We start from the raw sequence: 17,418 nt of genomic DNA on the forward strand, positions 1-17,418 counted from the left end.
ACGAATCGTTGATTCACAAACTTTCCCTATTTGTTCTCACCACATATAGGGGGATTCGGGCAAAAATACCCATAGAGCGGCACCGTTTTGCCGCTCTATCTTAAGCCGAGCGCGTGTAAACGTTAATTTTTGCGCCTTTTATGGCCGCTCAACACACATGGCGACGCCCATACCGCCACCAATACACAGCGTTGCAAGACCACGTTTCGCATCGCGGCGCTTCATCTCGTAAAGCAGCGTTGTCAGCACTCGTGCACCCGATGCCCCGATGGGATGACCGATAGCAATCGCCCCGCCATTGACGTTGACGATCTCCGGGTTCAGCCCCAGATCACGCACCACAGCGCAGGATTGCGCAGCAAACGCTTCATTGGCTTCAACCAGTTCCAGATCGGCAACCGTCCAGCCTGCCTTTTCAAGCGCTTTGCGGGTTGCTGGTATAGGGCCGGTTCCCATGATCGACGGATCGACCCCGGCTGTTGCCCAGGAAACGATGCGCGCAAGCGGCTCGACACCCCGTTTTTCGGCTTCATCCGCATCCATTAGAACAAGTGCCGCCGCGCCGTCATTGATGCCCGATGCATTGCCAGCCGTGACAGTGCCTTCCTTGTCAAAGGCAGGCTTGAGCTTGCCCAGCGCCTCAATCGTTGTACCGGGACGGATATATTCATCCGCCGACACAATGGTCTCGCCTTTGCGGCTCTTCACGGCAAAGGGCACGATCTCATCATCGAAACGGCCGGCCGTCTGCGCAGCTTCGGCCTTATGCTGGGATGAAAGCGCGAACTGGTCCTGATCGTCGCGGCTAAGCTGCCACTGCTTCGCGATGTTTTCAGCGGTGATTCCCATGGGATAGCCATGGAAGGCATCCGTCAGGCCATCTTTCATCATGGTGTCCACCATTTTGAAATCGCCCATTTTCACGCCAGAACGCAGATGCGCGCAATGGGGTGCCATGGACATGGATTCCTGCCCGCCAGCCACGATAATCTTCGCATCGCCCGCCAGAATTTGCTGCATACCGAGCGCAATCGAACGCAGACCCGAACCACAAAGCTGGTTGATCGAGAAGGCAGTTGTCTCTTTCGGGCATCCGGCTGCCATCGCCGCCTGTCGTGCGGGGTTCTGCCCCTCGCCTGCCGTTAACACCTGTCCAAGAATGACCTCATCCACATCCGCAGCCACCACGCCTGCGCGCTCAAGCGCCGCCTTGATCGCGCTCGCACCCAGTTCGTGTGCGGCCACGTTAGCAAAGGCTCCATTGAAGGCCCCCACCGCAGTACGGGCGGCACTGGCAATAATAACGACTTTTTGGCTATGCGATGCGGTCATTCTTTCCTCCTTTAAAAATTGACCACAGAGAAAAACCAAAACGGCTTCTTTTGCAAGCTCCACCCTTTCTGTTCGTTTCACATCTTTGCTCAAAACGATCAGCAGTTTCTCCAGAACACATGAAAGTTTTTCTTACACGCCATTCGACAGTCGTTAAATTAGACCCACAAAAAATAAAGGAGATATCTATGTCCCAGCTGACTCTCGATAAGGCCAACGCAATCATTGCCGCCGCCTTTGCCAAGGCAGCAGAATTGCATTTAAAGCCCATCGTCGTCTCCGTTCTTGATGCAGGCGGACATCTCAAGGCCTTTCAGCGTCAGGATGGCACTTCGATTCTCCGCTTCGAAATCGCTTCGGGCAAAGCCTTTGGTGCCCTGTCGGTGGGGGCGGGATCACGCTGGCTCCACAATCAGGCGAAAGACCGCCCACATTTCCTTGAGGGGCTGTCAGGCGTGTCAGGCGGGAAAATCATAGCCGTTCCCGGCGGCGTTCTTATCAAAGATGCGCAGAATGAAATTGTCGGCGCTGTCGGCATTTCAGGCGACACATCTGACAATGATGAAGCTGCTGCCGTGGCAGGCATCACGGGCGCAGGTTTTGCGGCGGATGCAGGCTGAGTTCTTTTGCTTGAGATCGCATCCTTCATCGGCTCTCAAGCAAAGTAAGTGATCTTCGGCTCAATTGTCCGAAAATCCCCAAAAGAAAACGCCGCTTCCGGCAACCGGAAACGGCGTTTTTGAAATCCATCTTCAGCTGCAATGCAGCTTAAAGACTATTCCTTAGCTTCGAGGACCTGACGGCCACGATACATACCGCTCTTCAGATCGATATGATGTGGACGACGAAGTTCGCCCGAGTTCTTGTCCTCGACGTAAGTCGGGGCCTTGAGTGCGTCTGCCGAGCGGCGCATGCCGCGCTTCGACGGAGACGTTTTGCGTTTAGGTACTGCCATGGATTCAGCTCCACTGATCGATCAATAAACGTCCGGCACAGCCCCGAGGAGCCTGTCACATCGGACAAAATTCCGGAAAGTCACGTGCCTATACACGCTCTTGTGGCATTTGACCAGCCAGAGTCTTATCTTTTTTCCAAGCGGCGCACTTATTGTACGCAAGTGACGTAAGGCCCTGCTCTGGATGCGCGCCCGGCAATAATGCGTGCGATACGCTGCATGTTGCGCGTGGGTTTCGCTGGATTGCGCAAAGCAGGATTGGGCAACGTTACAGCCAGCAAAGCAGATTGTTGCGCCGTCAAACGTGATGCCGGGCGCTTGAAATAGCGCTGTGCGGCGGCCTCGATTCCATAGATGCCTGGACCCCACTCGGCAATATTGAGATAAATCTCCATAATCCGCCGTTTTGACAGCACGCTATCTGCGACCAGCGCCAAGGGAAACTCTAGTCCTTTGCGAATATAAGATCGACCATTCCACAGGAACAAATTCTTCACAGTCTGCATGGTGATGGTCGATGCGCCACGGCTTGGCCCGCCATCTGTGGCGTCATCCAGAACGAGACTGAGCTGGTGCCAGTCCACGCCACCATGGCTGCAAAATTGCCCGTCTTCGGCCATCATCACGGAATTTATCAAAACGGGTGCCACATCTTCGATACTGACCCATTGCCGATCCACGTCCTCAAACAGAATGTAATCCTTCACCATCAAGGTGGAAACAGGCCGCACGAAAGGAACCGAATAGACGAGGATCAGAAAAAGCGGCAGGATCGCAAGCGCAATCAAAATCTTGAGCATAAGGGCAATTCTGCCACCCCAAACAGGATCAGCCAAGTAATTGCGACCATCTTTGCTCTTGAGAATGATTTTTGCCACTTCCACCGCCCGTTCATTCCGATTTAAGCGACATAAACTATTCCTTAACAATAATGAACCTGATTCCATAATCGATCGCAGCATTTCGAAGGTCGGATTAAGCGTTTTGTGGCTCTTAATCCTCCCTTTGATGACCGCTTGATGAAAAAGCCTGTGCTGATCACTGTGCCCAGTTGACCAAATCAGCGCTTTCGTCCATCCCCTTTAGGCATGGAAAACGTGTCTGTCGATTTTGCTCAATCCCTGAATCTGCGCGCGCTCGAAGTCGAGACAATGCTGGTCGGGCTTCTGGACCTTCGTTTGCGCAGTGGCGAAGTGGCGCGCCCCGAGCGACTGTTAGCCGCCATGCGCCATGGCGTGCTGAATGGCGGCAAACGCCTGCGCCCCTTCCTGGTTATCGAAAGTGCGTCCCTGTTCGGCCAGCATGGCGATGCGGTTCTGCGCGTGGCATCCGCGCTAGAGTGCATTCATTGTTATTCGCTCGTCCACGACGATCTTCCGGCAATGGACAATGACGATATGCGGCGCGGCCAGCCGACCGTGCACAAGGCTTTTGATGAGGCCGCAGCGATTCTCGCAGGTGACAGCCTGCTGACCTATGCTTTTGATATCGTCGCTTCCGACGAAACCAACCTGCCGGCCGGGATACGCATCGAACTGGTCGCAGCGTTAGCGCGCGCGTCAGGCATTGGCGGCATGGCGGGTGGTCAGGCGCTTGATCTGATGGCAGAAAATAGCAAGCCGGATGAGGCAGGCATTATCACATTACAGGCCATGAAAACCGGCGCGCTCATTCGTTTTGCCTGTGAAGCCGGTGCGATTATTGCAGGTGCATCGCGCGAAGACCGTGAACGCATGGCCGAATTTGGCTCAGCCATCGGCCTCGCCTTCCAGCTTGCAGACGATCTTCTCGACGTGACCGCAGACGCAGCCTCCATGGGCAAGGCAACCGGCAAAGATGCGGCGGCAGGCAAAGCCACACTTGTTGCGCTCCATGGCATCGACTGGACACGCAAGCAGCTCTCCGGTCTGGTTGCTCAGGCGGAAAGCCTGCTTGAACCATTTGGTGACGATGCTCTCATTCTCAAACAGGCCGCACGCTTCATCGCAGAACGGCAGAGCTGATCAGCTCGCTTTTCTATTGGCCAGCCCGAAACGGTTTTCGATATAATCGGCAACCATCTTCTGGAAATCAGCAGCAATCTCAGGTCCGCGCAACGTCGTAACCTTCTTGCCATCGACAAAGACCGGTGCGGACGGCGTTTCGCCCGTACCGGGAAGCGAAATGCCAATGTCGGCATGTTTCGATTCGCCCGGGCCATTGACGATGCAGCCCATGACCGCGACCGAAAGCGCTTCCACACCCGGATACTTCTCACGCCAGACAGGCATCGAACGACGAATATCGTCCTGAATGTTCTGCGCCAGTTCCTGAAACACGGTTGACGTCGTGCGACCGCAACCCGGACATGCCGCAACAATCGGAATGAACTGACGAAAGCCCATCGTCTGCAAGAGTTCCTGTGCCACCTGCACTTCACGCGTGCGGTCACCGCCCGGCTCTGGCGTCAGCGAAATGCGGATCGTATCGCCAATACCCTGTTGAAGCAGGATGCCCATGGCAGCCGAAGAAGCGACAACACCCTTGGTTCCCATGCCCGCCTCCGTGAGGCCCAAATGCAGTGCATGATCGGAGCGCTGCGCAAGCATCGTGTAAACGGCGATCAGATCCTGCACCTGACTGACCTTTGCCGACAGAATGATCTTGTCGCGGCTCAAACCGATCTCTTCTGCAAGATTTGCCGAAATCAGCGCCGACTGCACAATGGCTTCGCGCATAACTTCCTGCGCGCTCAATGGTGCACCTTCCGCCTGATTGCGATCCATCAGCGTGGTCAGCAATTCCTGATCGAGCGAACCCCAGTTCACACCGATACGCACAGGCTTGTCATAACGGATCGCCATTTCGACGATATCGGCGAACTGCTTATCTTTCTTGTCCTTGAAACCGACATTGCCCGGATTGATGCGATATTTTGCGAGCGCTTCTGCGCAGGCTGGATGATCGGCAAGCAGCTTATGGCCGATATAATGGAAGTCACCGACCAGCGGCACATTCATGCCAAGGCGTTCAAGGCGCTCACGAATTTTTGGAACAGCAGCAGCCGATTCGTCACGATCAACCGTTATGCGCACAATCTCCGACCCTGCGCGATGCAAAGCTGCAACCTGCGCAACAGTGCCATCAATATCCGCCGTATCGGTATTGGTCATCGACTGCACGACAACAGGTTCGCTGCCGCCAACGATAACACCGCCAACGCTGACACCAACGGAGTGGCGACGGGGAAATGGATGCGAAAAATAGCTGACGGTCTCGGAAGACATTGTGCTCTGTTCTTTTATCCTGCAGCCATTGCAAGGACTGCTTTTTAGTACGGGCCTGCTTTCAGGTGGCGTAGCACGGCGCAATTGTCAACGCCTGACCACCTTGCTTTGTTGTTATATAATCACTTGCAGACGCCTTGTCCCTTTATAATTATAGCACTGCGCGTCAGGAGGAAACGACACATGCCAAATAAGAATGCCCGCAAAACCGCTATCATCACCGGCTCCAATTCCGGCATCGGGCTTGGCATTACTCACGCATTGGCAGGTGCCGGGCACAATGTTGTGATCAATTCCTTCACAGATCGCCAGGAAGACCACGATCTGGCTGCAACAATCGCCAAAGAACATGGCGTAAACGTGATCTATATGAGCGCCGATATGTCAAAGGCGGGTGATTGCCGGACACTGATTGAAAAGAGCGTGGAGGCCTTCGGGAGTGCCGACATCCTCGTCAACAATGCCGGCATCCAGCATGTGGCCCCCGTCGAAGAGTTCCCGACAGAGCAATGGGACCGCATCATTGCGATCAACCTGACCTCGGCATTCCACACATCAGCAGCAGCAATTCCCCATATGAAAAAGTTCGGCTGGGGCCGCATCATCAATATCGCTTCGGCGCATGGACTTGTCGCATCGCCATTCAAATCAGCCTATGTCGCAGCCAAACACGGCATTGTCGGCTTCACAAAAACGCTGGCACTTGAACTTGCGACTGCCAAGATCACTGCCAATTCCATCTGCCCCGGCTATGTGCTGACCCCGCTTGTCGAAGCGCAGATACCCGATCAGATGAAAGCCCATAATATGGATCGGGAAACGGTCATCCGCGAAGTGATGCTCGATAAACAGCCGACGAAGGAGTTCGTCACCACCGCTCAGATCGGCGCGCTTGCGGCCTTCCTTACAACGGACGCCGCAGCACAGATTAACGGCGCCGCCCTGCCAGTCGAAGGCGGCTGGACCGCTGAATGAAATCAGTGCGAACTGTCCGCATATTTTGCCAGCCCTGAGAAGGCAAGCACCACCAGCAACAGCACAGGCAGCGACAGGAACACCACGCTGAAACCGCTATGCTTGGCGACAAAGCCGATCAGCGAAGGTGCAACCAGCATACCGGAATAGCCAAGGGTCGTGGCAATCGACAGGCCCACACTTGGATTGACACCCGGTATGTTGCCACCAATGGAGAAGGCAATCGGTACCATGTTGGAAATGCCGATACCGCAAATGGCAAAACCAAAGATCACCGCATAAGGGTGGCTCGACAGGCCGACAATGACCATGCCGACAATCGCAATCGACGTGCAGAAACGCAGCGTATTAATCGCACCGAAACGGTCACGGACAATATCGCCTGCAAAGCGCATGATCGCCATGGTCATGGAGAAAGCGGCAAAACCAAAACCGGCAACCGTGACTGACGCCCCCAGTTCATCACGCAGATAATATGCACCCCAATCCAGAATTGCGCCTTCCGGGATCATCGAGAACAGAGCGATAATGCCGACCAGCCATGGCAGCGCATTGCGTGGCAGCACCAGCTTTTGCTTTTCGCCGCTTGGGTGATGAAATTTATCCGCAACAATCGAAGGCCATGCGAAGACAAGCAATCCCGCCGCCACAAGGGTTGCAATCAGCGCATGGACCGTTGAACCGACATGGGCGATGAGAAAGCCGCCGGTTGCAGCACCGATCAAACCGCCAAGGCTCCAGAAAGCATGGCAGGACGACATGATGGCGCGGCGCATTTTCTTCTCAACCGCGACCGCATTGGCATTCATCACAACATCCATCGCGCCGATTGTGCCGCCAAAGTAAAGCATGGCAATCACAGCGGTCACGACATTGGGCACAAGCGCGATGATCAGCAGTGTTGGAATGACGCCAATCGCAAACAGCTTCACCACAGCGCCCGATCCGCGATGCGCCGACAATGCGCCAGCCACCGGCATCATCGAAAGAGAGCCAATGCCAAAGACAAGGATCATCAGGCCCATGCCACTGGTATCAAGCCCAAGACGAGCCGCAAATTCGGGAATTTTCGGTGCCCAGCCACCAAAAATATACCCATTCATCAGAAAGAGCAGCGCCACTGCGATGCGCTCTCTGGTCACGATTGGCGCACGCTCATTCAACGCATCGTTTCGTCCGGCAGCCTGTTCCATGATGTCCTCAGTCACGCCCTTCTACAGCGTGTATAACCGTCATGCCCGCAGCCCGATAAGGCGCAAGCACGTCTTCATTTGCATCTTGTTCGACAGCCATAACATTGACCGCCTCAATGGATATGACATCGTGCGCAGCAACAGTGCCAAGCTTGTCGCTGGTGATTGCCAGCACCACCTTGCGGCTACGTCCGGCAATAACCCGCTTGAATTCCGCATCTTCCAGATGCAGCGCTGTGATACCGATCTCTGCCGCTATACCGCAGGCACCAAGCACACAAAGATCAGGCCGCACCAGTTCCGCATCACGCAAAGCGCGCACACCGACCGCCGCACTCACACGGCGATCAATCGGACCGCCAATCATCACCACGTCGATCTTGTCTGACTTGAGGACGATGGCAGCAATGGACGGCGTGTTGGTGACAACCGTAATCACTTCACCCCGATCAGCGAGCAGACGCGCAAGTGCCAAATTGGTTGACGAGGAATCCAGAAACACCGTCATGTTCGGCTCGATCAGAGCGGCCAGCGTGGCAGCAAGGGCCGTCTTGGCTTCCGGTCTTTCTGTATCGCGCTCCGCAAGCGGTGCATAAGACGGCGCCGCCTTTAGCGCACCACCATAAACACGCTTGCAAAGCCCCGCTGCCGCCATTTCGCGAAGGTCACGGCGGATCGTGTCCTCCGAAACCCCAAAAGACTCCGCAAGCTCACTCGCCAATACGCGCCCGGACTGATCAAGCAGTGCGCGAATTTGCGCCTGTCTTTCGTCGAGTAATAGCTCTGTCATCGCTCGTTCCTATCACCGCGCACAAACATGCATAAATCGGTAAAAACGTGCATAACAGATTTTTATGACCGCGCAAGCAAAAGAAAATGCCGCACCCCTTACAGAGCGCGGCATCTCAACATTTACGGAAATGAAGCAGAATTATTCTGCGAAGACGATCAGCAAATCCTTCGCATCGATCTGCTCGCCGGGGCGCACAAGCACTTCGGCAATCGAACCGTCGCGCTCAGCGCGCAGAGCCGTTTCCATCTTCATGGCTTCAATGGAAAGCAGCACATCACCTGCCTTCACATTCTGGCCCTGAGAGACCGCAACCGTTGACACTACACCGGGCATCGGCGCGCCAACATGCTTGTCATTGCCGAGTTCCGCCTTGCGCTTCACACCACCCGATGCACCCTTGGCGCGGTTTGGCACCTTGACGCGGCGCGGCTGACCGTTAAGCTCGAAAAATACAGTGACCATGCCCTTCTCGTCGGTCTCAGACATGGCCTGATTGACGATTACAAGGGTCTTACCCCGTTCGAGATCAACGAAGACTTCTTCTTCCGGCTTCAAGCCGTAGAAATAAACCGGCGTTGGCAGAACACTTGTCGGACCATAGTTTTCCTGCGCCGCCGCATAGTCGGTGAAGACCTTTGGATACATCAGGTAGGAAGCAAATTCCTGATCCGTGATCTCGCGACCAATCGTTTCCTCAATCGACTTGCGTTCGGCATCAAGGTCAGCGGCTGGAAGCAGAGAACCCGGACGCACCGTGAACGGCTTTTCGTCTTTCAGAACTTTCTTCTGGAGCGTTTCAGGCCAACCCGATGGCGGCTGACCAAGATCGCCGCGCATCATCGACACAACGGAGTCCGGGAAGGCAATGTCCTTATCCGGGTTTTCAACATCGGCAACGGTCAGGTCCTGAGAGACCATCATCAGCGCCATATCACCCACCACCTTGGAGGATGGCGTGACTTTGACAATATCACCAAACATCCGGTTCACATCGGCATAGGCCTGTGCCACTTCATGCCAGCGGGTCTCTAAACCCAGCGAACGCGCCTGTTCTTTGAGGTTGGTGAACTGGCCGCCCGGCATTTCGTGAAGATAGACTTCCGAAGCCGGACCCTTAAGGTCGCTTTCAAAGGCCGCGTACTGATTGCGCACGGCTTCCCAATAAAACGAAATGCGGCGGATCGTTTCCGTATCAAGGCCCGGATCGCGTTCCGAACCATGCAGCGCTTCGACAATCGAGCCAAGACATGGCTGCGATGTATTGCCGGAGAAGGCATCCATGGCCGCATCCACCGCATCGACACCGGCATCGACCGCTGCAAGTACCGTTGCTGCCGAAATACCCGACGTATCATGTGTGTGGAAATGGATCGGCAGATCGGTTTCCTCACGCAGCGCCTTGAACAACACGCATGCTGCCGCAGGCTTCAACAGACCCGCCATATCCTTGAGAGCAATGATATGTGCGCCAGCCTTTTCAACCTGCTTGGCGAGATCGACATAATATTTAAGGTCGTATTTGGCGCGTTCCGGATTGAGAATATCGCCCGTATAGCAGATGGCCGCTTCGCAGAGCTTGTTTTCTTCCAGCACCGCATCCATCGATACGCGCATGTTCTCAACCCAGTTGAGACTGTCGAACACGCGGAACAGGTCCATGCCGCCACGTGCTGCTTCGCGCACGAAATATTTGACCACATTGTCCGGATAGGACTTGTAGCCAACGCCGTTGGCACCGCGCAGCAGCATTTGCAGCAGGATATTCGGCGCACCTTCGCGCACCATTGCCAGACGTTCCCACGGATCTTCCGTGAGGAAGCGCATCGACACATCAAAAGTCGCACCGCCCCAGCATTCCAGTGAGAACAGGTTTGGCAGCGCCTGCGCATAGGCATTGGCCACCCGCGCAATGTCATAGGTACGCACGCGTGTTGCCAGCAATGACTGATGACCGTCACGCATGGTCGTGTCAGTCATCAGAACGCGCTTTTCATTGCGCATCCATTCAGCAAACTTCTGAGGCCCAAGCTTGTCGAGCAACTGCTTGGTGCCATCCGCGACCGGTCGATCACCAAACCATGGCACTATAGGCTTTGCAGCATCACGCTGAGGCTCCGCACGGCCCTTGGTTTCCGGGTGCCCGTTGACGGTCACGTCAGCAACATAGGTCAAAAGCTTGGTCGCACGATCCTGACGCTTCATGTGCGTGAACAACTCAGGCGTCGTATCAATAAAGCGCGTCGTATAATCATTCGACTGGAATTTCGGATGATTGATAATCGCTTCCACGAAAGTGAGGTTCGTTGCAACACCACGAATACGGAATTCGCGAAGCGCACGGTCCATACGGCGGATCGCTTCAATCGGGGTTGCGCCTGATGCCGTCACCTTAACCAGTAGCGGATCATAATAACGCGTGATCACCGCGCCCGAATAGGCCGTGCCGCCATCCAATCGAATGCCGAAACCCGATGCCGAGCGATAGGCCTGAATGCGTCCATAATCGGGAACGAAGTTGTGCTCGGGATCTTCGGTGGTAATGCGGCACTGAAGCGCATGACCGTTGAGGCGAATATCCTTCTGTTCGGGAACGCCGGATTGAGGCGTTCCGATCGCGTAACCTTCCAGAATATGAATCTGTGCTTTGACGATGTCGATACCCGTCACTTCTTCCGTGACCGTGTGCTCAACCTGAATACGCGGGTTCACTTCGATGAAGTAAAACGCGCCGGTATCGGCATCCATCAGGAATTCGACCGTGCCTGCACCGATATAATCGGTGGCATGGGCGATTTTGAGACCATAACCCGCCAGTTCCTGACGCTGCGCGTCATTGAGGTAGGGTGCAGGTGCGCGCTCAACCACTTTCTGATTGCGGCGCTGGATCGAGCAATCGCGCTCATAAAGATGGACCGCATTGCCATGCGTATCACCCAGAATCTGCACTTCGACGTGGCGCGCACGCTCAACAAGTTTTTCGAGATAGACTTCATCCTTGCCGAACGCAGCCTTGGCTTCGCGCTTGGCTTCCGTCACTTCGCGATCAAGGTCTTCCTCAGCACGGATTGCCCGCATACCGCGGCCACCACCACCCCATGATGCCTTCAGCATCAGCGGATAACCGATTTCAGCCGCAAGCCTCTTTACTTCTTCAATATTATCCGGCAGCGGATCGGTTGCAGGCACAACCGGAACGCCAATCTCGATTGCGAGATTACGCGCAGCAACCTTGTTGCCAAGACGGCGCATGGTTTCCGGCTTCGGACCAATGAAGATGATACCGTTCTGCGCACAAGCTTCAGCAAATTCAGGACTTTCCGACAAAAGACCATAGCCCGGATGGATTGCATCGGCACCCGAAAGCTTAGCCACACGAATGACTTCATCAATCGACAGATAGCTTTCAATTGGTCCAAGATCACGCGCCAGATGCGGCCCGCGACCGACCTGATAGCTCTCATCCGCTTTAAAGCGATGCAGTGAGAGTTTATCTTCCTCTGCCCATATAGCCACCGTTTTTATGCCAAGTTCATTGGCTGCACGGAACACGCGGATAGCGATTTCGGAACGGTTGGCAACCAGAATTTTACGGATGGACAAGGCAGAACTCCCACACTGCAATGATCGATATGGCTTTGATTAGCCTGCAATGTAAGCAAGCGCAAACAAACTGTGCAACATGAATAGAAAAACAAAATGCCCGGCTAAAAGCCGGGCATTGTGATGAAATTTCAGTCAATTTATGCTAATATATGAGGCAGACTTACTTCTGGAAGTAATTATACTTGCCATCATCACCCTTGCGCCATTCGAACATGACATAAGGCGACAAGTTCGGATCACCCTTGTCATCATAAGACAAATCACCAAGCACCGTCTTGAAAGGACCTTTACCCTTCAATGCGGCAGCCACTTCCTGCGGATCATTGTTTCCAGCGGCATTGGCAGCATCAACCAGCGACTGAACACCTGCGTAAGCGTAGAAAGTGTAAGCCTCAGGCTCAAAGCCCTTGTCACGGAACGCCTTGATGAGATCGGCATTGGCTGCATCATCACGCGGATCTGGGCCAAAAGTGTTCAGAACACCCGCAACCGCATCGCCTGCAATGGACGCCAATTCGTTGGAGACGATGCCGTCACCCGAAATAAACTGAGCCTTCAAGTCCTGATCAGCCATCTGGCGGATGATGAGTGCCGCTTCCGGGTGCATACCACCCCAATAGACAGCAGTGATTCCAGCAGCTTTCATCTTGGAAATCAGTGCCGAGAAATCCTTGTCGCCCTGATTGACACCTTCATAAAGCGTTTCTTCCTTGCCATTGGCATTGAGCGACTTCTTGGTTTCATCAGCCAGACCCTGACCATAAGGCGTCTTGTCGTGCAGAATGGCGACTTTGCCGTCTTTGTAATTGTCAGCAATGTATTTGCCAGCAACGATGCCCTGCTGATCATCCCGGCGGCAGGTGCGGAATGTGTTCCACAAGTCGCGCTCGGTGAAGGTTGGGTTCGTCGTTCCTGGCGCGATCATCAGCACGCCATTTTCGGCATAAATGTCCGATGTCGGAATGCTGACGCCGGAATTGAAATGGCCGATCACAAACTGCACACCGTCACCAACGAATTTATTGGCGACAGAAATCCCTTGACGCGGATCGGCTGCATCATCGCCGTAAACAATCGTGATCTGCTCGCCATTCATGCCACCCTTGGCATTGGCTTCCGCAACAGCAGCTTCAACGCCGCGCTTGATCTGATCGCCATAGGCTGCCTGACCACCGGTTAACGGTGCTCCAACCCCCAGCAGCACATCGGCAAAAGATGCGCCCCCCATTGCCATCAGTGCAGAAAGGCATACGCCGCAGAATAACGACTTCTTCATTTCAACTACTCCCATTTCAAACGTTCTCCGAACAAAATTGCGGAAACGCCAACTCCACCAGAAGAGATTATTCAAGCGGGGCGACACCCATCGCCCCTCCTCCATGGCTCGAACTGCCCACCGTGTTTTACGCCAAACAATATCGTCAGGTTAGGTAAAATGACTTAAGACAGTCTTGTCTACCCATTATATTACCTAAATATGATGTTTTTTTCGCATGACTTAATGCAGCTACAGATTCCATAAAATAAAAATGCCCGACACATGGCCGGGCATTCTTTGGATTTGCGCAATATTACTGTAAAAAATTACTGCTGAACGTAAGTATATTTCCCGTCAGCACCCTTTTCCCACTTATACATAACGTATCCTGGAAGCTTCGGATCACCCTTCTCGTCATAAGACAGATCACCAAGCACTGTAGGGAACGGGCCTTTTTCCTTCAGAGCCTTGGCAACTTCCTGTGGGTCATTGCTGCCGGCAGCCTTTGCTGCCCCCGCAAGCGACTGCACCGCCGCATAGGAGTAGAGGGTATAGGCTTCTGGCTCAAAGCCTGCATCGCGGAACTTCTTAACGAGTTCAGCATTTGCCGGGGCATTGCGCGGATCTGGGCCGAACGTGTTCAGCGTGCCTGCAACGGCATCGCCTGCAATCGAAGCGAGCTCGTTGGAGACGATACCATCGCCTGAAATGAACTGGACCTTCAGACCCTGATCGGCGAGCTGACGGATGATGAGACCGGCTTCGGCATGCAGACCACCCCAATAAAGAACGGTGACACCCTGCTGCTTAAGCTTGGCGATCAGCGCTGAGAAATCTTTCTCACCCACATTCACGCCTTCATAGACGGTTTCTTTGACGCCCAGTTCGTTCAGCTTCTTCTTGGTTTCATCGGCAAGGCCCTGACCATAAGGGGTCTTGTCGTGAATGATAGCAATCTTGCCATCCTTGAAGTTGTCGAAGATGTACTGCCCGGCAACAATGCCCTGCTGATCATCACGGCCGCATGTACGGAACGTGTTCCACAGACCGCGCTCCGTATAGACCGGGTTGGTTGCAGCTGGCGAAATTTCGAGAATGCCGTTTTCAGCATAAACATCAGAAGCCGGGATCGAAACGCCCGAGTTGAAGTGACCGATGACATATTTCACACCGTCAGCAGCAAACTTGTTGGCAACCGAAATACCCTGCTTGGGATCCGACACGTCGTCGCCAAGCGTGATCGTGATCTTTTCGCCATTGAGGCCACCGGCATCATTGATTTCTTTGATTGCAGCCTCGGCACCTTTTTGAATCTGCGCGCCATAAACAGCATTCGGACCAGTCAGCGGTGCGCCAATGCCCAACAGCACATCTGCCCAAGCCGAGCCACTAAAAGCCATCACCGCTGCAAGAGCAACGCCTGAAAAAAGCGATTTCTTCATTACTTGAACTCCCGATTATAGTTACCCCTAAACGATGTTTTTACATCGCCTTATTGTCTTGCTGATCACCCAGCAATATCTACGCTGAATTCTATCCGTTCAACGTGATCTTTTAGGGAAGCTCCGCTGCAAGCGCCTTGTTTTAAACACGTCTCCCAAAATCGGTTCCCACGTTTGGAAGACATAGATTTGCAGCGAAGCTTCGAATTATTTTGCCTTCCAGCTCAAAGGCGAAGCTTTTTCGTAGAGCCAGTTATATTGGCGCACCATCTGCTTGGTTCGGGTAAACCGGAATCCGATCGTCCCAATGATGATCAGCACGATCAGGTCAACCAGATAATAATGCAGCGAAAGCAGCGTGCCCTCAAACAAGGCATAGTGAATGAAGCGAACCGCTGCCGCCAATGGGATAAGATAGAGCAGAAGATGCGGATAAGTCCGCCACGTCTGCGCACAGGCCCGTCCTGTCATCCAGGCAGCCCAACCGCCCAAAAGGCACGTGATGAGAAAAAACAGCCAGAACGACGGTTCTTCGTAGAGAATTCCCTGCATGTTTTCCTCCTTAATGCCTTCCGCCTTCAAGATAGGCTGCACGCACTTCCGGGTCAGCCAAGAGTTCGCGACCAGCGCCGCTCATGGTGATTGATCCATTGACCATCACATAACCGCGATCAGCAAGTTTCAGCGCACCAAAAGCATTCTGCTCGACGAGAAAGACCGTCAACCCCTGCGTGCGGTTGAGTTCCTTGATCGCTTCAAAAATCTGCTTGACGATCAATGGTGCAAGGCCAAGGGAAGGCTCATCGAGAAGCAGAAGTTTCGGACGCGCCATCAGCGCGCGCGCAATTGCCAGCATCTGCTGCTCGCCGCCTGAAAGGGTGCCGCCACGCTGCGTGATGCGTTCCTTGAGACGCGGGAACAAATCAAACATCAGCGCAACATCTTCTTCGAAATATTGCTGATTATCGAGACTTGCCCCCATCTGCAGGTTTTCAAGAACCGTCATACGCGGGAAAATGCGACGACCTTCCGGCGACTGTGCAATACGCAGCTTTGCAATCTCATGCGGCGGCAAAGACGTGATGTCCTTGCCCCCAAAGAGAATACGGCCCGTCCGCGCCCGTGGGGAGCCGAAAATCGTCATCATCAGCGTGGACTTGCCAGCACCATTCGCACCGATGAGTGCAACGATCTCCCCCTCATTGACCGTCAGATCAATACCCTTGAGAGCACAGATATTGCCGTAATAGGTCTCAACCTTCTCAACAGCGAGAAGCGGTTGTTTGGTCTGCATGGTTTCAGCCGTCATTATTCGCTTCCCTTCTTAGGCTTCGCCGGAGCTTGAGGCGCTTTGGCAGCTTTTACGGGTGCGCTCTTGTGACTTGTGGGAACATCGCCAGCTTCAACACGCTTTGAAAACTCGGTTGCTTTGCCTGCGGCAAGCTGGGCCGCCTGTCCAACCCAGTCCTCACGCGCAATGCGCCCATCAAATTCGAGATAGGTTTCAACTTCAACGATGTGGCTTTCAGTCCACGCGGCAATCTGATCAAAATGATAGATACCGTGCTCGTTCAGTTTCTTCTCATTGACTTCACCAATACCCTTGATGAACGTGAGATTATCGGGCCGACCATCGCGAGCAGCAGCCAGTCCGCCTGCAAAACGCACGGGCTCCTCGATCTTTTCTTCCTCGATTGCCTCTTCGGCAAGTTGCGTTGCAATGAAATCAGCCGGATCGCCAGTGCCCGGCTTGTCGGCCACTTCGATCAGATCAGCAATTTCATCATCGTCCACACCGAGATAGGCGGCAATAACGCGCGGATCATTCTTGACGTGTTCCGGCGAACCGTCAGAGATCTTGGTGCCATATTCAAGCACAATAACATGGTCGGAAATTTCCATCACCACCGACATGTCATGCTCAATCAGCAAGATCGACGTGCCCGTTTCCTTGCGAATATCAAGCAGCAGCTTGTTCAGCTCTGCCGATTCACGCGGATTAAGACCAGCCGCAGGCTCATCAAGGCAAAGAATTTCCGGCTCGGTGCACATGGCACGCGCAATTTCCAGACGGCGCTGATCGCCATAAGGCAGATCACCAGCCGGATCATCCGCACGATCAATGAGGCTGATCTTCTCAAGCCAGTAGCGCGCTTTCTCAATCGCTTCCTTCGCAGCCTTCCTGTAGGTCGGAAAACCAAGCAGACCAAGGATCGTATAGCCCGACGAGCGCATCAGCGTGTTGTGCTGTGCAACAAGCAGGTTTTCGAGAACCGTCAAGCCCGAGAACAGACGAATATTCTGGAAGGTACGCGCAACACGCGCATCCTGCGTGATCTTGAAATCAGGCAAGCGCTCTAGAAGGAATTTCTCGCCGGTATTCCGGTTCATTGTGAGCATACCGCCGGTCGGCTTGTAAAACCCGGTAATGCAGTTAAAGACCGTGGTCTTGCCAGCACCATTGGGGCCGATGATCGCCGTGATGTCGCCGCGCTTTACATTAAAGCTCAGATCATTGATCGCGACGAGACCACCAAAGCGCATCGACAGATGCTCAACTGTAAGAATGGTATCTTTCGAACCATTGCCAGCCATAATTTT

General features: G+C 54.0%; 15 protein-coding genes. 3 read left to right on the forward strand and 12 right to left on the reverse strand.

All coding sequences use genetic code 11. The features are described from left to right. Positions 1-138 precede the first annotated feature (138 nt). The gene (locus tag VBH83_RS09835; protein ID WP_265984854.1) at positions 139-1,332 is read right to left on the reverse strand and encodes an acetyl-CoA C-acetyltransferase; all 1,194 of its coding nucleotides are present in this window, start codon (positions 1,330-1,332) and stop codon (positions 139-141) included. Between the two features lie 188 nt (positions 1,333-1,520). Here VBH83_RS09835 and VBH83_RS09840 point away from each other — a divergent pair, with 188 nt between their 5' ends. After that, positions 1,521-1,952: a heme-binding protein gene (locus VBH83_RS09840; protein WP_265984855.1), complete on the forward strand. Its 432-nt coding sequence runs from the start codon at positions 1,521-1,523 to the stop codon at positions 1,950-1,952. 155 nt (positions 1,953-2,107) lie between these two features. On the opposite strand, the gene rpmF is transcribed toward VBH83_RS09840, so the two are convergent. Beyond that, entirely contained in the window at positions 2,108-2,287 is a 180-nt protein-coding gene (gene rpmF, locus VBH83_RS09845) for a 50S ribosomal protein L32 (protein ID WP_006467787.1), read from the reverse strand. A gap of 149 nt (positions 2,288-2,436) precedes the next feature. Continuing rightward, positions 2,437-3,165 carry a monofunctional biosynthetic peptidoglycan transglycosylase gene (mtgA, locus tag VBH83_RS09850; protein ID WP_265984856.1) on the reverse strand — a complete coding sequence of 243 codons (729 nt, stop codon included), beginning with the start codon at positions 3,163-3,165 and terminating at the stop codon, positions 2,437-2,439. Between the two features lie 210 nt (positions 3,166-3,375). On the opposite strand from mtgA, the gene VBH83_RS09855 reads away from it, so the two are divergent. Then, on the forward strand, positions 3,376-4,290 hold the full coding sequence (locus tag VBH83_RS09855) for a polyprenyl synthetase family protein (protein WP_265984857.1): 915 nt from the start codon (positions 3,376-3,378) through the stop codon (positions 4,288-4,290). Here VBH83_RS09855 and ispG read toward each other — a convergent pair whose 3' ends face one another. Further along, positions 4,291-5,553 carry a flavodoxin-dependent (E)-4-hydroxy-3-methylbut-2-enyl-diphosphate synthase gene (gene ispG / locus VBH83_RS09860; protein ID WP_265984858.1) on the reverse strand — a complete coding sequence of 421 codons (1,263 nt, stop codon included), beginning with the start codon at positions 5,551-5,553 and terminating at the stop codon, positions 4,291-4,293. Between the two features lie 183 nt (positions 5,554-5,736). Between ispG and VBH83_RS09865 the strand changes: the two genes are divergently transcribed. Continuing rightward, positions 5,737-6,528 (forward strand): 3-hydroxybutyrate dehydrogenase, encoded by a 792-nt coding sequence (locus tag VBH83_RS09865; RefSeq protein ID WP_265984859.1) that lies wholly within the window; start codon positions 5,737-5,739, stop codon positions 6,526-6,528. Between the two features lie 2 nt (positions 6,529-6,530). Here VBH83_RS09865 and VBH83_RS09870 read toward each other — a convergent pair whose 3' ends face one another. From VBH83_RS09870 to VBH83_RS09905, 8 genes are all read right to left on the reverse strand, one after another. Further along, a complete protein-coding gene (locus VBH83_RS09870) occupies positions 6,531-7,721 on the reverse strand; it encodes an MFS transporter (protein ID WP_265984860.1) in 1,191 nt (396 codons plus the stop codon). 7 nt (positions 7,722-7,728) lie between these two features. Further along, entirely contained in the window at positions 7,729-8,511 is a 783-nt protein-coding gene (locus tag VBH83_RS09875) for a DeoR/GlpR family DNA-binding transcription regulator (RefSeq protein WP_265984861.1), read from the reverse strand. A 141-nt stretch (positions 8,512-8,652) separates the two neighbouring features. After that, a complete protein-coding gene (pyc, locus tag VBH83_RS09880; protein WP_396997433.1) occupies positions 8,653-12,114 on the reverse strand; it encodes a pyruvate carboxylase in 3,462 nt (1,153 codons plus the stop codon). 163 nt (positions 12,115-12,277) lie between these two features. After that, positions 12,278-13,393 (reverse strand): branched-chain amino acid ABC transporter substrate-binding protein, encoded by a 1,116-nt coding sequence (locus VBH83_RS09885; RefSeq protein WP_265984863.1) that lies wholly within the window; start codon positions 13,391-13,393, stop codon positions 12,278-12,280. A 308-nt stretch (positions 13,394-13,701) separates the two neighbouring features. Further along, positions 13,702-14,817 carry a branched-chain amino acid ABC transporter substrate-binding protein gene (locus VBH83_RS09890; RefSeq protein ID WP_265984864.1) on the reverse strand — a complete coding sequence of 372 codons (1,116 nt, stop codon included), beginning with the start codon at positions 14,815-14,817 and terminating at the stop codon, positions 13,702-13,704. A 207-nt stretch (positions 14,818-15,024) separates the two neighbouring features. Next, positions 15,025-15,369: a DUF6867 family protein gene (locus tag VBH83_RS09895; protein ID WP_265984865.1), complete on the reverse strand. Its 345-nt coding sequence runs from the start codon at positions 15,367-15,369 to the stop codon at positions 15,025-15,027. A 10-nt stretch (positions 15,370-15,379) separates the two neighbouring features. Further along, positions 15,380-16,126: an ABC transporter ATP-binding protein gene (locus VBH83_RS09900; RefSeq protein WP_265984866.1), complete on the reverse strand. Its 747-nt coding sequence runs from the start codon at positions 16,124-16,126 to the stop codon at positions 15,380-15,382. After that, the gene (locus tag VBH83_RS09905; RefSeq protein WP_265984960.1) at positions 16,126-17,412 is read right to left on the reverse strand and encodes an ATP-binding cassette domain-containing protein; all 1,287 of its coding nucleotides are present in this window, start codon (positions 17,410-17,412) and stop codon (positions 16,126-16,128) included. Before VBH83_RS09905 ends, VBH83_RS09900 begins: the two co-directional genes overlap by 1 nt. Between the last annotated feature and the right edge of the window lie 6 nt (positions 17,413-17,418).

The organism is Ochrobactrum sp. S1502_03 (assembly GCF_044435015.1).
In the GTDB taxonomy this organism is placed as follows: Bacteria; Pseudomonadota; Alphaproteobacteria; order Rhizobiales; family Rhizobiaceae; genus Brucella; species Brucella chromiisoli.